The organism is Mucilaginibacter gossypiicola (assembly GCF_900110105.1).
Lineage (GTDB): Bacteria > Bacteroidota > Bacteroidia > Sphingobacteriales > Sphingobacteriaceae > Mucilaginibacter > Mucilaginibacter gossypiicola.
In genome coordinates, this window is the sequence record NZ_FOCL01000010.1 from 180874 (window position 1) to 202997 (window position 22124).

20 protein-coding genes and 2 tRNA genes are annotated in these 22124 nt (G+C 41.0%); 9 read left to right on the plus strand and 13 right to left on the minus strand.

Annotation, left to right across the window (positions count from 1 at the left end):
* Window positions 1–205: 205 nt before the first annotated feature.
* Together BMX50_RS34350 and BMX50_RS26675 are read left to right on the plus strand one after the other, a co-directional pair.
* A complete protein-coding gene (locus BMX50_RS34350) occupies window positions 206–886 on the plus strand; it encodes a hypothetical protein (protein WP_143065274.1) in 681 nt (226 codons plus the stop codon).
* A gap of 18 nt (window positions 887–904) precedes the next feature.
* Window positions 905–1105 (plus strand): hypothetical protein, encoded by a 201-nt coding sequence (locus tag BMX50_RS26675; RefSeq protein ID WP_091217510.1) that lies wholly within the window; start codon window positions 905–907, stop codon window positions 1103–1105.
* Window positions 1106–1481: 376 nt separating this feature from the next.
* On the opposite strand, the gene BMX50_RS26680 is transcribed toward BMX50_RS26675, so the two are convergent.
* The 6 genes from BMX50_RS26680 to BMX50_RS26710 all read right to left on the minus strand — a co-directional run bounded on the left by BMX50_RS26680 (window position 1482) and on the right by BMX50_RS26710 (window position 8042).
* Window positions 1482–1555 (minus strand) — tRNA-Asn (locus tag BMX50_RS26680).
* A gap of 217 nt (window positions 1556–1772) precedes the next feature.
* Window positions 1773–2879, minus strand: a complete 1107-nt coding sequence (locus tag BMX50_RS26685) for an acyltransferase family protein (protein ID WP_091217513.1) — start codon at window positions 2877–2879, stop codon at window positions 1773–1775.
* Window positions 2880–2984: 105 nt separating this feature from the next.
* Window positions 2985–5450, minus strand: a complete 2466-nt coding sequence (locus BMX50_RS26690) for a glutaminase family protein (RefSeq protein ID WP_091217516.1) — start codon at window positions 5448–5450, stop codon at window positions 2985–2987.
* Between the two features lie 224 nt (window positions 5451–5674).
* Window positions 5675–6244, minus strand: a complete 570-nt coding sequence (locus BMX50_RS26695) for a Crp/Fnr family transcriptional regulator (RefSeq protein ID WP_091217519.1) — start codon at window positions 6242–6244, stop codon at window positions 5675–5677.
* Between the two features lie 32 nt (window positions 6245–6276).
* Entirely contained in the window at window positions 6277–7722 is a 1446-nt protein-coding gene (locus tag BMX50_RS26700; protein WP_091217523.1) for an MFS transporter, read from the minus strand.
* 246 nt (window positions 7723–7968) lie between these two features.
* Window positions 7969–8042 (minus strand) — tRNA-Asn (locus tag BMX50_RS26710).
* Between the two features lie 317 nt (window positions 8043–8359).
* On the opposite strand from BMX50_RS26710, the gene BMX50_RS26715 reads away from it, so the two are divergent.
* Complete coding sequence (locus tag BMX50_RS26715; RefSeq protein WP_091217747.1) at window positions 8360–9274, plus strand: PfkB family carbohydrate kinase; 915 nt, start codon at window positions 8360–8362, stop codon at window positions 9272–9274.
* Between the two features lie 60 nt (window positions 9275–9334).
* Here the strand turns inward: BMX50_RS26715 and BMX50_RS26720 are convergent, their stop codons facing one another.
* The 4 genes from BMX50_RS26720 to BMX50_RS26735 are packed head-to-tail and all read right to left on the minus strand — an operon-like array spanning window position 9335 to window position 11647.
* On the minus strand, window positions 9335–9577 hold the full coding sequence (locus tag BMX50_RS26720) for a cytochrome b5 domain-containing protein (RefSeq protein WP_091217529.1): 243 nt from the start codon (window positions 9575–9577) through the stop codon (window positions 9335–9337).
* Window positions 9577–10254: a lycopene cyclase domain-containing protein gene (locus BMX50_RS26725; RefSeq protein ID WP_091217532.1), complete on the minus strand. Its 678-nt coding sequence runs from the start codon at window positions 10252–10254 to the stop codon at window positions 9577–9579. Before BMX50_RS26725 ends, BMX50_RS26720 begins: the two co-directional genes overlap by 1 nt.
* Window positions 10251–10796, minus strand: coding sequence for a hypothetical protein (locus BMX50_RS26730; RefSeq protein ID WP_091217535.1), 546 nt, complete (start codon window positions 10794–10796; stop codon window positions 10251–10253). The genes BMX50_RS26725 and BMX50_RS26730 overlap by 4 nt, the downstream gene beginning before the upstream one ends.
* Window positions 10796–11647: a phytoene/squalene synthase family protein gene (locus BMX50_RS26735; protein ID WP_244281110.1), complete on the minus strand. Its 852-nt coding sequence runs from the start codon at window positions 11645–11647 to the stop codon at window positions 10796–10798. Before BMX50_RS26735 ends, BMX50_RS26730 begins: the two co-directional genes overlap by 1 nt.
* 82 nt (window positions 11648–11729) lie before the next feature.
* Here BMX50_RS26735 and BMX50_RS26740 point away from each other — a divergent pair, with 82 nt between their 5' ends.
* Window positions 11730–13211 carry a phytoene desaturase family protein gene (locus BMX50_RS26740; RefSeq protein WP_091217538.1) on the plus strand — a complete coding sequence of 494 codons (1482 nt, stop codon included), beginning with the start codon at window positions 11730–11732 and terminating at the stop codon, window positions 13209–13211.
* A gap of 417 nt (window positions 13212–13628) precedes the next feature.
* Here BMX50_RS26740 and BMX50_RS26750 read toward each other — a convergent pair whose 3' ends face one another.
* Both BMX50_RS26750 and murB read right to left on the minus strand, forming a co-directional pair.
* On the minus strand, window positions 13629–14165 hold the full coding sequence (locus BMX50_RS26750) for an RNA polymerase sigma factor (RefSeq protein WP_090528721.1): 537 nt from the start codon (window positions 14163–14165) through the stop codon (window positions 13629–13631).
* 263 nt (window positions 14166–14428) lie between these two features.
* Window positions 14429–15448, minus strand: coding sequence for a UDP-N-acetylmuramate dehydrogenase (murB, locus tag BMX50_RS26755; RefSeq protein ID WP_091217752.1), 1020 nt, complete (start codon window positions 15446–15448; stop codon window positions 14429–14431).
* A gap of 339 nt (window positions 15449–15787) precedes the next feature.
* On the opposite strand from murB, the gene BMX50_RS26760 reads away from it, so the two are divergent.
* The 5 genes from BMX50_RS26760 (at window position 15788) to BMX50_RS26780 (ending at window position 21590) form a co-directional block, all read left to right on the plus strand.
* A complete protein-coding gene (locus BMX50_RS26760; protein ID WP_091217546.1) occupies window positions 15788–16165 on the plus strand; it encodes a BlaI/MecI/CopY family transcriptional regulator in 378 nt (125 codons plus the stop codon).
* Window positions 16166–16170: 5 nt separating this feature from the next.
* The gene (locus tag BMX50_RS26765; RefSeq protein ID WP_091217550.1) at window positions 16171–18162 is read left to right on the plus strand and encodes a M56 family metallopeptidase; all 1992 of its coding nucleotides are present in this window, start codon (window positions 16171–16173) and stop codon (window positions 18160–18162) included.
* Window positions 18163–18249: 87 nt separating this feature from the next.
* Window positions 18250–19947, plus strand: coding sequence for a DNA repair protein RecN (gene recN, locus BMX50_RS26770; RefSeq protein ID WP_091217553.1), 1698 nt, complete (start codon window positions 18250–18252; stop codon window positions 19945–19947).
* 28 nt (window positions 19948–19975) lie between these two features.
* Window positions 19976–20743 (plus strand): energy transducer TonB, encoded by a 768-nt coding sequence (locus tag BMX50_RS26775; RefSeq protein ID WP_091217556.1) that lies wholly within the window; start codon window positions 19976–19978, stop codon window positions 20741–20743.
* 34 nt (window positions 20744–20777) lie between these two features.
* The gene (locus BMX50_RS26780; RefSeq protein WP_091217560.1) at window positions 20778–21590 is read left to right on the plus strand and encodes an enoyl-ACP reductase FabI; all 813 of its coding nucleotides are present in this window, start codon (window positions 20778–20780) and stop codon (window positions 21588–21590) included.
* Window positions 21591–21663: 73 nt separating this feature from the next.
* Here BMX50_RS26780 and BMX50_RS26785 read toward each other — a convergent pair whose 3' ends face one another.
* Complete coding sequence (locus tag BMX50_RS26785) at window positions 21664–22062, minus strand: hypothetical protein (protein WP_091217565.1); 399 nt, start codon at window positions 22060–22062, stop codon at window positions 21664–21666.
* Window positions 22063–22124: the final 62 nt, after the last annotated feature.

Below are 22124 nucleotides of genomic sequence, written 5' to 3' on the forward strand. Positions count from 1 at the left end.
GCAATAGTTACCGCAAATGCTCTGCTTATGATGCTGTAAACGATCAATGATGACCGAAACTCGAACCTTCCTTTATGCATTTTTTTGATTACTATTTCCCTTTACTAAGCTTTCTTTCAGAAAACCCAAGTGAAACAAAAAAGAGAATGCAAAAATTACATAAGTTATAGTAAATTAGAGCATTGGAACTACTCAAGCTATTACCATGATTAATAAAGTGCCTGTAAAAAAATTAATTGAATTCAGAAGATTATCTGAAAGAAGGCGCTCGACTTTTGCAAATAGCCTCAAAACTCCAAAAATGCCTAAGTCTGATGACAGTAGTGGAGGAGATTACTGGAAAAGAAGCACAAGTGGATTAAGTAATGCTTTTAAGTATAATGATAACAAACTAATCCAAGAAAAGATAGACTCCGTGTCAAGTGTTTATGAGTCGGCAAGAAAAGAAAGTACGAAAAGAATGTACAAACGGAACCTTGAAATACTGCACAGTTATACAACCTTCGATTTCTCAATTTGGCGCCCCCCAACAGATTTGCGATTTCTTACTAAATCAAAATTAATGTTAACTATAAAAGATATACCTATACAGGTTCTTCCACATCATATTTTTTCCTATGAAGATAAAGGAAAGTCAAGCATAGGAGGTATTTGGTTTGTTGTTTGGTTAGATGGTTTCAAACCAGGCGATTTGGGAATTTATTCTGAGTCTTTATTCCGATACTTAACACTTATCTATTCAAAAAAATATAATGTAGATCCTAATTACTGTTTGACCGTCGATGCTTCTAGTAAAGATGTGGTGAGCTATACTCAGGTTTTAAAAGGTAAAATTCCTTCATTGCTTGAAAATACCGTTGATACACTTAACAAATTTTTAATTTGATATCTAAAGCTTAAGCACATGACAAATTACGATTTAACTAAACTTAATTTAACAATAGGAGATTATATTCATATTATGAATGAGAGTGGAGAAATGTTTTACGGAAATTATTTAGGTAATTTCGACGGCATGAATGGAACATTTAGTTTTGCCAATCACTCAAATGGTCAAACTCAAACTATAGTAATTAACAAACTTCAAAGATTAGGTATATCATAACATATGCCTTTTGCTGTTTGATTCTTTTTACGTCAATAATGTCTGTACCTTTTGAATGGTGAAGACGGAGTAAATTAAGTCTATGACAAATCTACGCCGCCCGAAAACACACATTCAATATTGAAATATTTTAATTCAGATCAGGGATGTTTTTTATTAAGCGATCGAGATTCAGCTAACTAATCTTCTCCATCTTTTTACATTGGTTCTAAATCGACTATCATGGCTTTATTGGTCCAAAAAAGATCATAAAGTGCTCATGAGCTCTCGTACAGAAAATCATGCATGATTATAAAAACTTCAAAATTGTGTGAGAAATGTGTGAGAAACAAAAAACCCCACTCGCCAGAGTGGGGTTAAATCATTGATTTTGAGGCTCCTGAGCCTGGACTCGAACCAGGGACCCTCTGATTAACAGTCAGATGCTCTAACCGGCTGAGCTACTCAGGAATCTAATCCGGTTGGGGATTGCAAAAGTATAATTTTCATTGATATTTCACAATTTTATTCAACTTGTTATTAACATAACATTACCCATGTTAAAAATTGAGGCATAAACCACTGAAAGCGTGCAGGCTTGGGGAATTAAAAAAGCCACACATGTCTGTGTAGCTTTTCGAAACGCTCAATACAATGGGTAGTTTCATCGCCAAATACAGGTTATTTCTTAACCAAGCTTTTTCCGCAACCATTTACGAACCGGCTCATCGTACCATTTCAAAGTGATATACGCCAGGATTATTGCCCCTATCAAAATAGCTAAGGCATAAGGCCAGGCCTGTACTATGGTTACGCCTTTATGATTGCTGATCCATGCTACATAAAAATAAACCAGCGGATAATGTACCAGGTAAAGCGGATAGGATATATCACCCAGGAATTTGCATATCCTGTTTTCTTTTTGAGTTTGTATTACGCCGCTGGCACCAAGGTAAACGATAAGCGGGAAAACAATAATAATGCAAACTGATTCATAGATCCCGTTCATCCAAAGATGGTTGGCGCCGCCGATGCGCGGCATGTATAGTACGATAGCCACCAACAAACTACACCACAAAAATGCATTTTTAATACGGGTAGGTTTTACCACGCGTGAAAGCAACAGGCCGGCAAAGAAAGGGTATATTGTACGGGTTAATCCTACGCGTACCTGTTCTGCATTTAAAGTCCAACCACCGCTAACATCTCCATTAGTTATAGCCATATGCGCCAGTGCTACAGCTGCAATGCAAACTAATACAGTTAATGTAGTTTTTGAAAACTTTCTGATCCAAACCGCATAAAGAATATTGGCGACGTACTCAAAAAATAACGACCAACCTACACTGTTCATAGGGTGCATCTCTTCCCAGCCACGTATATCAAGCGATAAAGGCACCGGCAGTATGGTATAACCAATCAGCATTACCAGCAGCATTTTCCACACAGGTACAGTATGGATTAGCGGCCATATAGCAGAGTCGGTAAAATAGAATCCGATAGCACCCAGTGTCATCCCCAAAACCACCATTGGCTGCAGGCGCTCGATACGGCGTTTAAAGAAACTGCCCACTGTCATTTTATCCCAGCGATCGTCATAAGCGTAGCCTATTACAAAACCTGATAGCAGGAAAAAGAAATCGACAGCCAGGTAGCCGTGGTTAACGATGATATCCAGGTGACTGGTTCCCAGTGGTTCGGTTAGGTGAAAGGTAACTACGATAATGGCTGCAACTCCGCGTAAGCCATCCAATATCGGGTAATGCGGTTTAGTACTTAAGTTGTTATTATTCATTTTACAGGATAAAAGAATAGGGCGCTGATATTATAAGAGCCACATACAGTCCTGTCAATCTTAACAGAAAAGCAGTATGTGACTCTTAAATATTTACCCGGGAAGTTACTTTGCTTTTAATTTATCAGCCAGCATTTTCATATAAAAGCCGCCTACTACACTTCTTGCTTTGAAGTTTTCCCTTATGCCTGTATTTGAATCGTAAAAATCATTGAGCGGCACGCGTGACTGGGTTTCCAAAGCGTGGATATAAAGCGGCTTGATCAGGGCTTCGAACTGATCTTTTTGAGGGGCAAAAGTTGCTGTCCAGGCTATCCAATCGTTCTTGGTATATGCTTTACGGCTATCCAGCGGAATACCGAACTTATTTATTTTAGTAAGGTAATACCGGGTTTCGGTATCATAAACTTTCTGCGGAAATAAATGCAGTCCCAGTACCTTGTCCCAAACCAGGTTATATTTCTGGCTCCAGGTATCTTTGCTGTCGAAGGTGAGCGCATAGTGATCGCCTGCATCAGCCATCTTTATCCACTCAGGTACCATGCCTTCGGCTATGGCGCGATATTTTTTAGCAGTTTCCGTTTCACCTAATGTTTCGGCCATTTGTGCGTAACAAGCTATCGCAACAATGGCTTTTACCGATAAGTTGGCGTTACGGGCCAAATGTCCGGCAAAATCATCTGTACACAACTGGGTTTTGGGATCCAAGCCTTCTTTGGCAAGGTAATCAACCCAGGTAGTTAACGTTTGCCAGTGTTTTTTTGCGTAGCCGGCATTACCTTCCGCTTTAGCAATAGCAGCACAAAGGATGATCATGTTACCAGATTCCTCTACCGGCATTGGCTCGCCGTAAGTTTGCCCGTTGGCCTTTGGATAAGTGCCCAGATCGTGCGCAGCCCATGGATGCGGATATTTGCCTGTTTCACTGAAATGAAATATCCCGTTTAACATGCCCTGTACCAATTCCGGGTTATAGATAAGGTATAACGGGGCAGATGGGTAAGTGACATCAACGGTATTGATAAAGCCGCCGCTATTGTTTTCTTTGGATAACCATAAGGTTTCACCTGCAGGGCTTTTTACCAGCGCATGTGCAGCAATGCTTTGACGATAGGCCAATACGCACAAATGGGCATATTCTCTTCCTCCCGAGCGTAGGGCGTCCGCATAAACCTCTTTATCAAAGGTATTACACTTTTGCATAACCGAAGGATATTCATTCAAGGCATCGGTCAATTCGCCTTCAATGGTAGCTTTACCTGAGTTGTTCCACCATGGCCTCAAATTGGTATTGAAATACTGCACAGAAACCCCTTCGTCATAACCCAACTCAACAAAACGCTCAACAGCAGTTTTGCCAATAGTTCCGAAAGGAACAATGGTATTTAATGAAAGTGAATGGCCTTTAGTTTCGGTTGATAAAACAGATCCCTTCCTGAATGCGTCGGCGGCTTCGTTGCCTTTGGTAATAAACTGAACTGCGCCTGCAGTTTTTGGCGCAGCTACATAAAAATATCCCCAGTCTATACGCATGTCGTCGCCGCCCTTTTGAAGAACGGGCTGCTCAACAGTGCCTATTTTCAAGACTGAAAGCTTCGCAGTAGCATATTTCTGCGCACTAACCGCCTGTGTTGGCTGATAGACTGCGATATCAGATGACGCGCCAAGAAAAACTTTTACAGCGTGGTTTTTCCCATCGTTTGCATTCACTTTATATGCAACGTAAGAAACCGGACGGGATAATAAATTCAGGTCATTCAACAACAGAGGTGAAGTAAAGGTTAGCTGAAGATCTACTTTTCCGGCGGCGAAATTGTAAACGGTTTGCGTTGCTTTAACTTCTACATTTTTCTGTTCGGCCAGTGATATTTGGGCGGCATTGTCTTTCAATTTATCAACAAGGCCAAAATCTAAAAAGCGGCCACCTGCCGAATTAGCGAGATGGATGGCAATCACGTTCTGCCCTGCTTTAAGTGCGCTTTTATTGACTGGAAAATATTGAAAACTACTTGTCCAGCCCTTCTTTTCGTAAATCCTGGTGCCATTCAGAAACACCTCAACATTATCGTCATGGTTCAGTTTCAGAAAAAGCTCATTAATGGCAGAAACCGAGTTAAGATTAAAAGTCCGCCTTACCCAAATGTCGTCCGATTTCCATAGCGTTTTTACACTCTTCTCATCGTCGCCAATCGGTGCCTGTCCCAACTTCCAGCCGGTAGTACCATATTTTAACGAGGTCCAGTCGCCCTCTGGTTTATTTTCTGTATAACTAACGTTATAAGTCGCTTCATCAGAGGCGTTTAATATTGTTTTATAATTGGTTTGCTCTTTTCCCAGGAAACGATAAATCTTCCCATCCACATTAATCAGCCCCAATAGTGAGTGTTCGGCCCCTGTCCAATGTGTTGTGGTAGAGTTGTTCAGCTGATCGGTGTTTGACCAGATGCTAAAGTAGGTGTTGTGGGTGATGAGCGGATACGCAGGTGCTTTTCTTTCCTGCGCATGCACTGTACCGGCAAGACATGCATAGGCCAGCACGACCAATGACTTAAGTCGGTTAGATTGGTTCATGGATAGTATATAATTGATATTTTATTCAAATCGTAAAAGTAGGTAAAAGCATTGCCCGGATATCTTCATATTGTATCAAAGTGGGCGCATATTGTCTCATTTTCGCATGTTTTACTCAAAACCCGGGGGAGTTTACCGGATTACAGCAAAAAGCTATGTGCATCAATTGGCAAGATAATAAGCTTTGGAATTAACGGTTTCCCATTCATTTATAGTAAGGCATTCTATAATTTTGACTTCAGCCTGCTTAAACCTTCTTGTGTAATATTCAAATAATTAGCCACCAATCTGTTGGGTAAACGTTTTATGATCTCAGGGTTTTCTTTAAGCAGTAGTAAATAGCGCTCGGTAGCGTCGTTGGTAATGAAACTCATTAACCGGTTGGTATTTATCACGTAGGCATATTCCAGTTGATGGCGATAGAACTTTTCCCATGCGGGCAATGTTTCTACCAGGTGGTAAAAATCCTTCCTGTCCATATAAAGTAGCTCTGAATCCATTACAGCTTCAATATATTCATTCGAAGGGTTTTCGGTAATAAACGACACCATCGACGATGATGCATCATTTTCAAATATGATCCTCCGGGTAACTTCCGTACCAACGTCCTTTATAAAATAAATCCGTAAGCAACCCTTCACAACAAAATACATCCTGTTTGACAAACCGCCTTCGTGTAATAAAATTTCTTTCTTTTTAACCGTACGCGATTTAAAATATGAAAGGATCAACTGCAAATCTTCATCACTCATTTTAACCTTTTTCAGGATGTATTTGGCCAATGCTTCTTTCATAAATATGCAATAGAATTTATTACCTGATAAAATTATGCGTTTTGCTTAAAGAATTTGGGGTAAATTAACAACGCGGCAAACAATGCAATAAATGCGTTTATCAAAAATACTTTATCAAAGCCATATGTTATTGATTGTGGCGAACCGCCCATTTTTGAAGTACCCGACACGCCCGACAAAACAGCGAATATAACCCCAATAACTGTTGTGCCGGTTATTTGCCCTAAAATCCGCGACAGCGACAGAAAGCCGCTGAGCAGCCCGCGCTGATCTGGCCGAGCTACTTCCATAACAACGGTGTTGTTAGGCGTTTTAAAAAAGTTTAACCCCAGCGCAATTATTCCTATCCGCCAAAGGTAACCTGTAATATTTTGAGCCGGGGTAATTGTACTCATACAAAAACATCCAATTGCTATGGTAAGTACAGCATAAAACATCACATTTTTTGCGCCATACTTATCTGCAATTTTACCTGCATAAATGCTTAGCGCAACAGTTAATAAAGGCCCGAAAGACATAATTAGACCAACTTGTACCAGGCTGTAATTGGCTGCCTTTGAAAGATAGAACGGCGGCAATATTACCGTGGTAATAATTACGGTGTAAACGAGTACCGTAGCAAGCAGATTTTTACTGATAAGCCTGTTTTTAAAAATAGCGACATTTATTAACGGATGGGTTATCCTTTTTTCTAATTCAATAAATGAAAATAAACCAACAACAGTAATTGCTAATAATATTAAAACTAAAGGGTTGCTAAAACCACTTTTTTCAATCATTGTCATACCGATACAGTAGCACGATAAGGTTACTGCCAATAAAACTATTCCAACCCAATCAATAGATATCGTTTTTTTAATGGCAGGGCTCAATATATACTTATAGCCCAATCCGTAAGCTACTATTCCAAACGGAACATTTACTAAAAACATAGACTGCCACCCAAAAGTAGAGAGCAATATGCCGCCAATGGTTGGCCCGCTTGCAATGCCCAGTGCGGTTATCGTTGATAAAATACCCATTATTTTGCCAAGCTGCTTTTTGGGCGTAAGCTCGGTTGCAATAGCCATACTTAAGGCCAATATTAAGGCTGCCCCCAAACCTTGTAAACCGCGAAATACGATAAATAACGTTGCGCTGTTTGATATGCCACAAAGCAGGGAAGCTATGGTAAATATTACAATACCCGCCAGGTACAATTTCTTTTTACCAACAATATCGCCAAGCCTGCCTACAGCGGTAATTAAAGCGGTAAGCACAAGCAGGTAGGCCAGTACAAACCACTGCGCCGCGGCAAAAGTTGTTTTTAGCGTTTTGATCATGGTTGGCAATCCTACGCTCACAATACTTGTGTCAAGGTTCATCATAAACAAGCTAATGGAAATACCGGCAATAGCAATGTTCAGGTTGGCTATATTGTGGGTAGGCTTTTCTTCAATATCGATGTTATGTAAGGTTTCTAATGTTTCTGTTTCCATGCTACAAAATTGAAAAGCAGAAAATGAATAAACATTGATGTGTGTTAAAAAATGGAAGAAGATGGAAGTTATTTTAAATCCTGCTGATTTGCTGATTTACGAGATGAAAAGAACAAGAATCTGTGTTATGATTGACCGACGTTGGCACGTATATTTCTCTCAACTTTTCAAGCCGGTCCTCTGGAATCGCTCTTTTGAGCAAAATAAAAGGTATAAAAAAAGCCTCACAGACATGTGAGGCTTTTGCTCCTGAGGCTGGGCTCGAACCAGCGACCCTCTGATTAACAGTCAGATGCTCTAACCGGCTGAGCTACTCAGGAATCTAATCCGGTTTGGAGTGGGGCAAAGGTAAAAACTCGTCGGATATTTCACAATTTTTATTCAAAAAAATTTCAAATATTTTTTAGCTGCTTTTTTACTTGCTGATTTCCTGCTATTTAAGATTCCATCACATACTATGGGTTCTTTAACAACTGGTAAATTTCTCCGCAGATATTGTTTTTTCCGTTGTCAAGTTTACAAAATCTGCCTGCATGATGTTTTCACTGATGAAAATTGGCGTTACAAATGGACACCGATGAATGATTATCCCTTAATTTTCGCAATATTTGCGGCGAAAAAATATAAATATCTTTACATGAGTTTGTTAGTTATTGGCACTGTGGCGTTTGATGCCATTGAAACCCCTTTTGGTAAAACCGATAAAATAGTAGGCGGCTCTGCAACTTTTGCAAGCTTGGGCGCTTCTTACTTTTATGATAAAATAAAAATTGTTGCTGTTGTTGGCGATGATTTCCCGCAGCACGAAATTGAGGACCTGCAAAATCACAACGTTAACACCGAAGGCCTGCAGATAAAACAGGGCGAAAAATCATTTTTCTGGAGCGGTCGTTACCATAATGACATGAATAGTCGCGATACCCTGGTTACCGAGCTCAATGTTTTGGAAGCTTTCGATCCAATCATCCCCGACAGCTACCAGGATTGCGAATACCTGATGCTGGGTAACCTATCGCCGCAGGTACAGCAAACGGTGATCAACCGCCTTAAAAACCGTCCAAAGCTTATTGTAATGGACACCATGAACTTTTGGATGGACATTGCCCTTGATGAATTACTAAAAACCATACAAATGGTTGATGTTTTAACCATCAATGATGCCGAGGCACGTCAGCTATCAGGTGAATTTTCATTGGTTAAGGCTGCCCGTAAAATATTAACCATGGGCCCTAAATACCTCATCATTAAAAAAGGCGAGCATGGCGCATTGTTGTTCCATGAAAATCAGATCTTCAGCGCCCCTGCCCTTCCATTGGCCGAAGTATTTGACCCAACAGGTGCCGGTGATACTTTTGCTGGTGGCTTTATTGGTTATATGGCCAAAGTGGGTACCGTTAACTTCAACAATATGAAAAACGCCATCATTTTTGGTTCGGCACTGGCCTCATTCTGCGTTGAAAAATTTGGCTCAGAAAGGTTAAGAAACCTGAGCGAAGAAGAAATTGCAGCTCGTATCCAGGAGTTTGTTGGCCTGGCTAAATTTGAATTGTAACACCCCACCTAAATCCTCCCCCAAGGGAGGACTTTAAAAAAACAAGCCCCGCTTAGCTATCTATGCGGGGCTTAATTTTCCTACTCTTTTAAACTTTTCAAATACTGTTTCTGTATGCGGGGCGTCAGCAAGTTCATCTGTAAGGTCCTGGCCCGCCCAGTGTTCATAGTGTTTACCATTACGCCATAGGCGGCTTTCGGTTACATCATAAATATCGCCTTTGTAAGCCACCCAGGTCTGGGGCTTATCCTGGCCGTTACGTAAGGCCAGTTGTGATTTAGTGTATGTTGGCAGCTCGCTCATCAGCTTAATTTCCGCTGTTTAAAATATTCAAAAAAACCAATATTCATCAGCAATAAAGCCATCAGGTAAAAATGATCCTCAAACGGGATAGTACCCACCCGTTTCCCAAGGTTTTCGGCATTGTTATACAACACAATCGGCACCGACGTTAATATGCCATTTACAATATAAAACGGCAAAAGTGCTACAACATAGGCCAGGTAATACCGGTTAAGCCAATCGGCTTTAAAAACGTATTGAATCAGTAAAACCAATACCAGCAATAATCCAAAAGTAACCGTGGTGTAAAGCCGGTCATGATAAAATATCAGCATTAAAATAGCCAGTAATATCATCAGGCTGCTTATAATACTTGTAAGCCTGTATGGCATCAGCCATTTTACATAATAATTAAGGCAGGCATAAATGAATATACAGGAAAAAGGCACCGTTAAAAAGAACAGGATTTCCTCTAAGGGCAAACCAAAAAACTTAATGCCGATAATGTATGCCGGATTAAACGACCAAACGCCGTGGATGGTGAAAAGCACATCCCAAAACAAAAAAAACAGACCAGTAACAGTCATGCCCGGCCATATAAATTTCCAGTTTTTGTGAAATTGTACCCTTTTATCAAACGAAAGCACAACGGGAAAAAATACCGTTAGCAGGTTGATCAGCAAATAGGTGTATCTCACGTAAGTTCGGTTAAATGTTTATTAAGGATTTGGTTTTGTGCCGGCGTGCACCTTTTGGAGTGGATCAGGAATTTGATAATTGCTATGGTCAGTTCCTTATCGGCCGAGCCGTAGTTTTTTTTATCCAGTTGCGCTATAATATCTTCGCTATCGGCTGCCAGATCTTTATTAAAGCCTAAAATAGCGGGTACGTTATGTTCGATAGAAAAGCGCATGAACCGGATCTCGATATTATGCGGATCGGCCATTACTGCCTGTTTAAATACCTTCTCTGATCTGTTAAGATACTTTATTTTAGAATAGGGGTTCCAGGCATGTTTAGCTTTTAAGGCCAGTAACGCACCCACAAAGCCGTTCACAATGCCACTTTTTTCTTTAATATGATCAAGGCTATTATACAATGAGTCGGTTAGCTGGCTTTTATCAATGGCAATAACCATTTGTTTACGTAACACTTTAAGATTAGGCTCTTCCGCTTTAACTGATTGCACAACGAATACCAGCGCCCAAATATTGGCTATAAAAAATATCTTTCTGAACATTAAATAGCATTTAATTTTTGCTGCAGCACAGCTTTGACATATAAACTCATTTTGCGCGCATCCGATACCCTGATGCGTTTTTGCAATATGACGCTGGCAGGCGTATAACTTATTTTCTTAAACAACTGCAGGTAGTAAATATAAGCAATATAAACTCCAAGCCGGGTGCCTACCGGTAAACGCTTAATACCTTCCAGTGCCTGGTCAAAGTCGTGTTTAATTTCGGCTTCAATGGCCAATTTATCCTGTTCGGTAAAATTATTGAAATCAATCCCCGGAAAATAGGTACGACCGCGTTCGGTATAATCGGCCTTAACATCGCGCAAAAAATTCACTTTCTGAAAGGCTGCACCCAGGCTCCTTGCATTGGGAATAAGCGACTGATACAAAGCATCATTGCTGGTAAATATCCTTAAACACATCAGCCCGATAACCTCTGCCGAACCGTAGATGTATTTTTGATAGGTATCCTTATCGTATGCTTTATTATCCAGATCCATCGCCATCGACCTCAGGAAAGCCCGGATCAATTCATGATCGATATGATACTGATTTACAATCTGCTGAAAAGAATGAATAACCGGGTTAGTGCTTATCCCCTCTTTAATAGCACGAAAAGTTTCATCGCTAAACCTTTCAATCAACTGCTGCTGATCATAATTATGAAAAGTATCCACAATTTCATCGGCATAACGCACAAAACCATAAATGGCATAAATTGGGTACCGGAACCTTTTATCGAAGGTTTTAATACCGAGACTGAATGAAGTGCTGTATTTTTTGGTTATCAGTTTACTGCATTCAAAACATGCTTCATCGTACAGGTTCATCATCGGCCTTTGCGTGGTCATTTGTTCAAAAGTACAAATTCGAAGCCGGATTGTTTTTTAATGAGCCTAAAACAATTTGCTTACCTTGGGCTTCACATTAAACATGAGCAGCAGCAAGCATATTATTGTTATTGGTTCGGGCTTTGCAGGTTTATCAGCGGCCTGTGTTTTGGCTAAAGAAGGATACAAAGTTACCATATTGGAGAAAAACGATCAGCCCGGCGGGCGCGCCCGGCTTTGGGAGCAGGACGGCTTCCGGTTTGACATGGGGCCAAGCTGGTATTGGATGCCCGATGTGTTTGAAAATTTCTTCGCGTTGTTTGGTAAAAAAACTGCCGATTATTATCAACTTAAAAGACTTGATCCCGGCTATCGCATTTATTACAGCCAAAACGAAATATTGGATGTGCCCGCAGATATGACTCAACTCGAAGCCCTGTTTGAGCAAACGGAACCCGGCAGCAGCAAAGCATTAAAAGAATTCTTAGCTCAGGCCGAGTATAAATATAAAGTTGGTATGGGCGAATACGTTTTCCGCCCCTCCCACTCCATTACCGAGTTTATTGATTTCAATCTCATCAAGAAAAGCTTCAGTATTCAACTGCTTACCAGCATGAGCAGTCATGTACGCAAGCATTTTAAAAACCCTAAACTGGTTAAGTTACTTGAGTTTCCGGTGTTGTTTTTAGGCGCTACGCCGCAAAACACCCCTGCCATGTACAGCATGATGAACTATGCCGATCTTTCGCTGGGAACCTGGTATCCCATGGGAGGCATGAATGAGATTGTAAAAGCGATGGTAAACATGGCTACCGAACTCGGGGTTGAGATTAAATTGGATACTGAGGTTATAAAGATCAATGTAAAAGATAAACAGGTTGATACTATACAAACCAATAAAGGCGCATTTACTGCCGATATGGTAATTGCCGGGGCAGATTATGAACATGTTGACCAGCATTTAATTGATGCGCCTAATCGTAATTACACAAGCAAATATTGGGATAGCCGGACCATGTCGCCATCGAGCTTGCTTTTTTATATCGGCACCAATAAAAAAGTACCCGGCATACAGCATCATAATTTATTTTTTGATGAAGATTTTGAGCTGCATGCCAAAGAAATTTACACTTCACCGCAATGGCCAACCAATCCATTATTTTACGTTTGCTGCGCTTCAAAAACAGACAGCACCGTAGCGCTAGAGGTCGGTGAGAACTTGTTTTTCCTGATGCCGATAGCCCCGGGATTAAATGATGATGAAACCATCCGCGAAAAATATTTCAACCTGATGATGGACAGGTTTACCCACATTACCGGGCAGGACATCCGCGATTCGATAATAGTGAAACGGAGCTATGCGCTCAATGACTTCAAGGCCGACTACCACTCTTTTAAAGGCAACGCTTACGGATTAGCCAACACACTTGCACAAACCGCTTTTTTTAAACCCGCTATGCGGGCAAAACATGTAGATAATTTGCTGTATACCGGTCAGCTCACAGTGCCGGGGCCGGGCGTGCCGCCGGCTATTATATCCGGGCAGGTGGTGGCTTCGGAAGCAGTGAAAATATTATCAAAATAAGGCTTTACTTCCACTCTTTAAAAAAACATGTCATTGCGAGTAACCACCAGGAAAGCCCTGGAAAAAATTGTGATGATGTGTAAAATATGTTTTAGAGATAGTGCGCTGGGTTGCGTTAGGAATGGGAGCAGATACCGGCCTGTGGCTAAGGCCCGTGTAGTATGAGCGTACAGCCCGGGCCGCAGGCAACGCCCATGTTATAAAACCGATCAAAAAAAACAATCCTAATAATCAAAAACTTAAGATTACATCATTATAAGGTACGAAGCAATCTCATAGCTATATGCATTGGCTACGAGATTGCCACGCTGCGCTCGCAATGACATGATTTTTGGGAACCATTTTCTTTACAAACAAAAAACCCGCCTCATGGGGCGGGTTTCCTATTATATGTATATGATGGAGTTTAATTGAACATTAATTCTCGGCATAAACGGGTTTGGCGATTCCGTTATCGTATGCTTTAAGGTTTTTCTTTAGCAGCTTGCGTGCTACGTGAATACGGGTTTTTACAGTACCGATCGGGATATCCAGGTGATCGGCAATTTCATGGTATTTATGACCTTCAAAGTACATGGTGAAGGGTACATAATAATCTTCGGGCAGCCTGTCTAAAGCTTTTTTAATATCATCCATTACAAATTTAGCTTCGCCCTGGTTTTTGGTTGAACTAAATACCAGGTTAGGTGATGATATTTCATCACTTTTAGTAACGAAGGTGCTCATTTTAACAAAACGGCGATAGTTGTTGATGAACGTATTTTTCATGATGGTATATAACCATCCTTTTAAATTGGTGCCTTCCTTAAACTTGTTGTAATAAGTTATGGCCTTCAACATTGTATCCTGGACAAGGTCGTTAGCATCGTCTGCGTCATGCGTGAAATGTAAAGCGTATGATCTTAAAGAAGTCGCCTGACGTAGTACAAGGGTGTTAAACTCAATCTTTGTCATTTTGTTAAAGTTTTGTGTTAACAATTAGACAAGCATGATGCCACTAACCTAAAGTGTGTAGTAAAAACTCCACATTTAAACATCAGTATTAAAATTCAACAACAGTGTATTTTTTACACTCTAATTACAATTACTATACTGAAAAACAGAAAGTTACACAATAACCAGACAAGAAAACAAACTTATTTATCGACCATTTGTAACAGGAATGTTATTTAGAACAAATTTTATTTAAAATGAAAATTCACTTTAAATAAACTTATTTAACTAATAATATTAACCTCCCGTTGTAGTGTAACGCCAAATTTAGTGTACACACTGTCTATGATTTGCGACGAAAAATCATACACTTCCTGTCCGGTAGCCCCTCCGTGGTTCACCAATACGAGGGCCTGGTTCTTCCATGTTCCCGTATGACCAACGGTTTTTCCCTTCCAGCCGCATTGTTCAATAAGCCAGCCGGCAGCCAGTTTTACGCCACCATCGGCAGCAGGATAATTCACCACATCCGGGAATTTAGCCAGAACTGCTGCAAATTCTTCGGCACCGATCACCGGGTTTTTGAAAAAACTGCCGGCATTACCGATGGTTGATGGGTCGGGCAGTTTAGATACCCGGATATGTGCCACCACTTGTGATACATCTTTTATAGTAGGGTTTACAATCCCCCTGTTTTGCAGCTCCTGTCCTATTGCACCATATTGGGTGTTAATATTAGGAGTGAGCGATAAATGGAATTTTACCGATACTATAATATATAGTCCTTTCAGCTCTGCTTTGAACACACTTTCGCGGTAGCCGAATTTACAATCTTCTTTGCTGAATGATTTGAAAGTACCTGTCGCTATTTCAAAAGCGCGACAGCTATGAAACACATCTTTCAGTTCCACGCCATAGGCACCTATATTTTGAATAGGCGAAGCACCTACCGAACCCGGAATGAGGCTCAGGTTTTCGATACCGGCATAACCATGGTCAACACAATAGTTTACCAGGCCATTCCATACCTCACCGCCCCTAACTTCCACATAAACATCATCATGACTGATGCGGTGCTCGATACCCCGGATATTCATACGGATCACCAGCCCGTCAAAATCATTAACCATTAACATATTGCTGCCGCCGCCAAGTACCAGTCGCTCCGTTTGCTGCCATTGCGGGTCGGCAAACAGTTCTGTTAGTTCATCTTCATGGGCTATTTCTACAAAGTAGCGGGCGTGGGTATCAATACCGAAAGTGTTAAAGTTTTTGAGGGATACGTTTTCCTGTATTTGCAGCATGGTTCTGATTTCGGATTTGGGATGTTCGATTTTGGAATTTTTGATTTCCAAAGCTCTTCAGCGCAAAAGTAACTAAAAGATGGGTATTGTTTTGATTTGGGATTTTGTCTGAACTCGAATTTATAGAATTAAGGAATTAACAGAATGCTGAGCAAATTCGAAAAATCCTCAAAATTCGTTTAATTCGAGTTCAGACAAAATTTAACCACTCACCTAATCAACGCAATCAACCACTCACCCCTTCCGATGGTTAAAAAATGTTAAATATTTTTCAAACCCCTTGCAAATACGAAAATCATCGTAGATATTTGTACGAAGAAATTCGTAATAGAGAAACAGATGGAAATTAAACCAACAGAAAGCGAACTTGAAATTTTACAGGTGATCTGGAAAAAGGGCCAGTGCACCGTACGTGAAGTTCACGAGGAGCTTGCTAAAAACAAGGATGCCGGTTACACCACTACTTTAAAACTCATGCAAATTATGCATGATAAAGGAATGGTTGAGCGCGACACCACTTCAAAAACACATTTATACAAAGCTTTATTCACAATGGAGCAGGCACAAAGCAACGCTCTGGATAAAATCTTGTCTACTGTATTTAAAGGCTCCACTTCCGACTTGGTGATCCAGGCGCTTGGCCAGCACCGCGCATCAAAAGACGAGATTGACGCTATTAAAAATTTTTTGAATCAATTTGATCAGGACAAAAAATAAACGTGATGGAAAATTTATTCTATAATATAAGCCAGGTGTTGGGCGTAACTATTCTGCAATCGTTGTGGCAGGGTTTGTTAGTATGGTTTGCCTTAAGGTTAGTGTTTATTTGCAGGCCGCAATTATCGGCCATAAAAAAGCACAATTGGGCCATGGGTGCTCTGCTTACCATCAGCGCCTGGTTTATATACACGTTTATCCATCAGTTCAGGCTGCACGAGTGGATCAATTATACATCCGCAAACGCGCCATCTTTATTACCACGTTTCTACCTGCCGCTGCATGAAGTAGCTGCCAAACCGCAAAGCAATTATTACGAATACGTTATAAAAGGTTATCTGCCTTATATATCGGCCCTTTACTTTGTTGGTTTGGTATTTAACCTGCTTAAAGTAAGCTTAAGCTGGCAAAAGATCAGCCTGATAAAACGTACCATGGTACCTGCCGACAGGCTGCAGGACTTTGCCGATGAGCTTTGCCAAAAGCTGGGCATTAAAAAAAGTGTGTGGGTAAACTTTAGCCGTATGGTTGATGCCCCTTGCATGATTGGCTTTTTAAGCCCTATAATCTTGCTACCGATAACCCTTACTACATACTTATCGGCTACCGAGGTTGAAGCCATTTTACTGCACGAGCTATCGCACATTAAACGCAACGACTACCTGCTGAACCTGATGCAGCAATTTATTTCCATACTGTTATTCTTTAATCCCTTTGCCCAATTAATTAACCGCATTATTAACCAGGAGCGCGAAAACAGCTGCGATGATCTGGTTGTGGCAACAACGCAACAACCGTTGATCTATGCGCATGCGCTTCTTAAACTGGAGCAAACCAGGCAACAGCATTTACAGCTGGCCCTGGCTGCTAACGGCAAAAAATATCATTTATTAAACAGAATTGAACGCATCATGAAAACCAAGAAACCTATAGGCAATATCCGCCACCTGCTTGTGGCCATTGCCATAATGACTGCCGGCGTTAGCAGCATTGCCTGGCTAAACCCCACCATAAAAGATGGCAAGCTAACGGTTAAAAAAGTTACTGCACCTGCCGCCTTACACGCCATATTTATAGAAGACACTACGCACAAGGTCAAAGCGAAAAAAGCCGTAACTTATAAAAAGAAGACAGCAGCTGAAATTGTAAAAGCAAAACAACGTCATGATTCTTTTAACTACGATGGCTTTAACGATGCCGAATTAGAGAAGCTAAGCGCCGAAGTAAGCAAACAAGGCGAGCTGATTGGCAAATACTACGCCAGCGACTCGTTTAAAAAGCAACAGGAAATGATTGAAGCCAAAAGCAAGGCTTTGCAGGCTTATTATAATACTGATGCCATGGAGAAAATGAAACTCGAAATGGAAAAAATGGGCGAAGATTTCCAGAAGGAATATGGCGAAACGTCTGAAAGCAAAAAAACCAGCGAACAGATGGGCGAGATCGGCCGCAAGATCGGTGCTTATTACAGCAGCCCCGACTTTAAAAAAATGAACTCGGAACTGGAGAAAAAGTATGGCATCCCACATAACCGCGGTTATAACGGTTATAACGACGACAGGGACCCTAATTATAAAAAATACCAGGACGAACTGCAAAGTAAAATCCCTGCCGACGTAAAAGAGCAAACAGAACTGTTGAAAACCCTGGGCCAAAAAATCCGTAGTCGTTATGATTCACCTGAGTTTGTTGCCAAAAGGGATCGCATGCAGGCCATGGGCGATAGCCTGAGATTGGCTTATGATAATCCTGATATCAAGAAGCTACAGGAAGATATGAAAAATATAGGCAGGCAAATGCGCGTTTACCAGGACAGTCCCGAAATAAGAGCAGCCCAACAACGTCTTAAAGAAGCCAGCAAAAAACTGCAGGACTATATGAAAAGCCCGGCCTTTAAACAAAAAATGAAACTGTACCGCGATAAAATGGATAAAGACTTTGATTATAAGTTTGACAACGACAAGCTGGAGGATATAAAACCCGATACCGCTGACTAAATAAATTAGCAAAAAGCATTAAAAATATTTTTTAAAGAACCTTAATTTGTAATTTAGTGTCCTCAATAAAATGAGGACACTTTTTTTATGCTTCAAAAGCTAACCATTAATAACTATGCGCTTATCGACAACCTGGAGATAGGTTTTGATAGCGGTCTGAACATATTAACCGGCGAAACCGGTGCCGGAAAGTCGATCATATTGGGCGCGCTGTCACTCATTTTAGGTCAGCGGGCCGAAAGCAAATATTTTTTCAACCAGCAAAAAAAATGCGTTATCGAAGGCACATTCAAGATCAGTGGCTTTCATTTAGCCGATTTTTTTGAAGATAACGACCTGGATTACGAAACGGAGACTGTATTGCGCCGTGAGATCTCAGCCGATGGCAAGTCCCGCGCTTTTGTGAACGATACCCCGGTTAACCTTACTGCGTTGAAACAGCTGGGCGAAAAGCTAATCGATATCCATTCACAGCATGCCACACTTGAGATAAACGACCCGGAGTTTCAGTTGTTAGTGGTTGATTCGGTTGCCCGTCATTCAGATTTGCTGTTTGATTATCAAACCAAATTCCGCGCTTATAAAAAGTCATTAAGCAAGCTTAACCAACTGATTGCCGAAAACGACAAAGCCAAAGCCGATCTGGATTATTTCAAGTTTCAGTTTGATGAGTTGGATAAAGGCGCATTGGTAGCCGATGAACAGGAATTACTTGAGCAGGAATTAAACACGCTCAACAATGCCGAAGAAATTAAACGCGCCCTCCTAAACGCCAACTATCTGTTACAAGATGGCGAAGCAGCAGCACTGCTTCAACTCAAAGAGGCAGGACAGGCTTTAGGCACAATAGAAAAATACAACCCTGCCCTTGCTGAGTTGCACCAGCGCATCAGCAGTGCTATAATTGAACTCAAGGACGTTGCCGCCGAAATAGACGCAGTTGAACAACATACGTTTGTTGATGAGGCCCGCGCCGAGGAAGTGAACAATCGCCTCAGCATGATCTATAACCTGCAAAAAAAGCATCGGGTAAGCACTATTGCCGAGCTATTGCAGATCCAGGAAGAATTATCAGACAAAGTGCAGCAAGCCCTCTTTGGCGATGAAGCCATCGAGAAACTACAAAAACAGATTGCTGCAGATAAAGCTGAACTGGAAAAATTGGCAGCAGAGCTATCGGCCAATCGACAAAAAGCTATCCCGGATATTGAGAAACAGGTGCTGGCTACATTGGCCGAAATGGGCATGGGTAATTCGAGCTTGAAGATTGAACAACATTCAACCTCCCCCCGTCCGCCGGCTGGCGGAGGTGCTGATAGTCCTAAATCCATGCTTACGGCTACCGGGATTGATAACATTAAGTTTCTGTTTTCGGCCAATAAGGGGCATGCTTTGGCAGAGATGAGCAAGGTGGCTTCGGGCGGTGAGCTTTCGAGGTTAATGCTGAGCATCAAATCTATTGTGGCACAATACACAGCGTTGCCTACTATTATTTTTGATGAGATCGATACAGGTGTATCGGGCGAGGTGGCTAACAAGGTTGGGCAAATTATGGAGCGTTTAGCCCAAAACCTGCAGGTAATTACCATTACCCACTTACCGCAAATAGCCAGCAAGGGCCAAAGCCATTATTTTGTTTATAAGGATGACAGCGAGGCCGCTACATTTACCCGCATCAAGCAACTGAGCAATGACGAACGCGTACTGGAAATTGCAAAAATGCTAAGTGGGGATAAACCCGGTGAAAGTGCATTGCAGAATGCAAGAGAGTTGCTTAGCGTATAGTTACTCTAAACATACAACCTAAACCAATATGAAATTATTTTTTTGCCTGATATTACTGCTATCAGTATCGAGGTTATTTGCGCAACAAACCGAAAATGATTCGATTGTTCGGCGTGACACTATTAATATACATGGTTATGTTTATGATGAAGCGGGTAAGCCTGTAAAATATATTGAGCTGCGTTCATCCCAAAAATACATTGATTTCGATTTTCTTAATATCAGTACCCGAACAGATACATCAGGGCACTTTATACTTAATGGAGTAAAATTCAACGATACCTTAACGATTGAAAAAAATGTATTATATGTTCCCAAGCCGGTTTACAATAAAGGTAGTCGTTTCTTAATGATTTACTTGCCATTTGCCTCAATAAAGGATGCCAATGAGAAGGGGCAAGCGATCATAAGTGCAAAACGAACACACGCTAAGGTTACACCTTCATTCATCCGTAGCTATAAGGAAAATGTCGGATGCTTTTTTGGCGAACTACATGAGGCTCCCAGGTATAAAGAGGGTAATGACAGATTAATCCAATTGATAAATGAACAAATGCACTACCCTGCCAAAGCCATTAATAATAATATAGAAGGCACCGTACAAGTTTCATTTAAAGTCGAAAAAAATGGTGCTGTTTATGATTTTAAAGTTTTAAAAGGTATAGGTTACGGTTGCGAAGAAGAGCTCATAAATACGATAAAACGTTTAGGTGGTTGGATTCCCGGTATTGAAAATGGAAGGCTTTTAGTGATGGAACAAACTGTTTCGGTTGAATTTATACTAACTGATAAATAATTATAACTTTGCTTCAATTATAAAAACTTAACAAATGGCTTATAATTTATTAAAAGGCAAAAAAGGCATCATATTCGGTGCACTAAATGAGCAATCAATAGCCTGGAAAGTGGCACAACGCGCTGTACAGGAAGGTGCTGAAATTGTATTATCAAATGCCCCTATTGCTTTACGCATGGGCGAACTCAATAAGCTGGCCGAAGAATGTAACGCGCCGGTTATTGGTGCCGATGTTACCAATGGCGATGATATCAACAACCTGTTTACTAAAACACTTGAACACTTTGGCGGCAAGGTTGATTTTATCCTGCACTCGATAGGCATGAGCGTTAACGTGCGTAAAAACATCCCATACTACGAAAACAACTACGAATTTACCCACAAAGGGTTTGATATATCTGCACTAAGCCTTCACCGCATTTTGCAGGCGGCCATGAAACACGATGCCATTAACGAATGGGGATCGGTATTGGCATTAAGCTATATCGCAGCTCAACGTTATTTCCCTGGCTACAATGACATGGCCGATAACAAAGCAGTATTGGAAAGCATTGCCCGTAACTTTGGTTACGAGTATGGTATGGCTAAAAAAGTACGTGTTAACACCATTTCTCAGTCGCCAACCCGCACTACTGCAGGTTCAGGCGTAAAAGGCTTTGATGGCTTTATTGAATTTGCCGAAAAAATGAGCCCGCTGGGTAATGCTGATGCTGATCAGTGTGCTGATTACTGCGTAACCATGTTTAGCGATTTAACCAAAATGGTTACCATGCAAAACCTGTATCACGATGGTGGTTTCTCATTCACCGGCGTAACCCAGGCGGTTATTGACCAGATGGCTAAGTAATTACAATATCGCTATTAAATAAAAAAGGAGCTTTTGCCATGGCAAAAGCTCCTTTTTTATTTAATAAGGTAACTTACGGCACCAAAACTATTTTCAGCTTTAAAGGGCCAGGTTTATTTGCTGAAGTTGGCACACTTCCATCAGCATTTTGCGCATCAATGTATAGCGTCCCCTTACCATATACAAACCGATAGGTTATACCTCCATATACGTCAGGTAATTGCTCATATGTGCCATCCTCGTCCAGGTATACCAAAACAGCACCGTGACTATTATAATAATCAGTAATTTCAGGCACAGATAATGTCGTAGTATAACCAAAGATGTTATTCTTAGGATCAGTATCGAGCACGAAAGCCGGAGTGGTATCAAAAATAGTAGTAGCACTCGGAGCCGTGGTTACATACTCCTTTTTACACGATGTTGCGGCAAGTACAATAGTGCAGCAAATTAAAGTCAAGATTTTTTTCATAAAGTATTGCGTTAGTTATTATAACTGTATGAACAAATTTTTGTTCAAAGGTTTAAACGTTT

Excerpts from the sequence above, each read along its gene's own strand:
- BMX50_RS34350 (WP_143065274.1), top strand. The coding sequence starts at position 206 with ATGATTAATAAAGTGCCTGTAAAAAAATTAATTGAATTCAGAAGATTA.
- BMX50_RS26675 (WP_091217510.1), top strand. The coding sequence starts at position 905 with ATGACAAATTACGATTTAACTAAACTTAATTTAACAATAGGAGATTAT.
- BMX50_RS26685 (WP_091217513.1), bottom strand. The coding sequence starts at position 2,879 with ATGAATAATAACAACTTAAGTACTAAACCGCATTACCCGATATTGGAT.
- BMX50_RS26690 (WP_091217516.1), bottom strand. The coding sequence starts at position 5,450 with ATGAACCAATCTAACCGACTTAAGTCATTGGTCGTGCTGGCCTATGCA.
- BMX50_RS26695 (WP_091217519.1), bottom strand. The coding sequence starts at position 6,244 with ATGAAAGAAGCATTGGCCAAATACATCCTGAAAAAGGTTAAAATGAGT.
- BMX50_RS26700 (WP_091217523.1), bottom strand. The coding sequence starts at position 7,722 with ATGGAAACAGAAACATTAGAAACCTTACATAACATCGATATTGAAGAA.
- BMX50_RS26715 (WP_091217747.1), top strand. The coding sequence starts at position 8,360 with ATGAGTTTGTTAGTTATTGGCACTGTGGCGTTTGATGCCATTGAAACC.
- BMX50_RS26720 (WP_091217529.1), bottom strand. The coding sequence starts at position 9,577 with ATGAGCGAGCTGCCAACATACACTAAATCACAACTGGCCTTACGTAAC.
- BMX50_RS26730 (WP_091217535.1), bottom strand. The coding sequence starts at position 10,796 with ATGTTCAGAAAGATATTTTTTATAGCCAATATTTGGGCGCTGGTATTC.
- BMX50_RS26735 (WP_244281110.1), bottom strand. The coding sequence starts at position 11,647 with ATGACCACGCAAAGGCCGATGATGAACCTGTACGATGAAGCATGTTTT.
- BMX50_RS26740 (WP_091217538.1), top strand. The coding sequence starts at position 11,730 with ATGAGCAGCAGCAAGCATATTATTGTTATTGGTTCGGGCTTTGCAGGT.
- BMX50_RS26750 (WP_090528721.1), bottom strand. The coding sequence starts at position 14,165 with ATGACAAAGATTGAGTTTAACACCCTTGTACTACGTCAGGCGACTTCT.
- murB (WP_091217752.1), bottom strand. The coding sequence starts at position 15,448 with ATGCTGCAAATACAGGAAAACGTATCCCTCAAAAACTTTAACACTTTC.
- BMX50_RS26760 (WP_091217546.1), top strand. The coding sequence starts at position 15,788 with ATGGAAATTAAACCAACAGAAAGCGAACTTGAAATTTTACAGGTGATC.
- BMX50_RS26765 (WP_091217550.1), top strand. The coding sequence starts at position 16,171 with ATGGAAAATTTATTCTATAATATAAGCCAGGTGTTGGGCGTAACTATT.
- recN (WP_091217553.1), top strand. The coding sequence starts at position 18,250 with ATGCTTCAAAAGCTAACCATTAATAACTATGCGCTTATCGACAACCTG.
- BMX50_RS26775 (WP_091217556.1), top strand. The coding sequence starts at position 19,976 with ATGAAATTATTTTTTTGCCTGATATTACTGCTATCAGTATCGAGGTTA.
- BMX50_RS26780 (WP_091217560.1), top strand. The coding sequence starts at position 20,778 with ATGGCTTATAATTTATTAAAAGGCAAAAAAGGCATCATATTCGGTGCA.
- BMX50_RS26785 (WP_091217565.1), bottom strand. The coding sequence starts at position 22,062 with ATGAAAAAAATCTTGACTTTAATTTGCTGCACTATTGTACTTGCCGCA.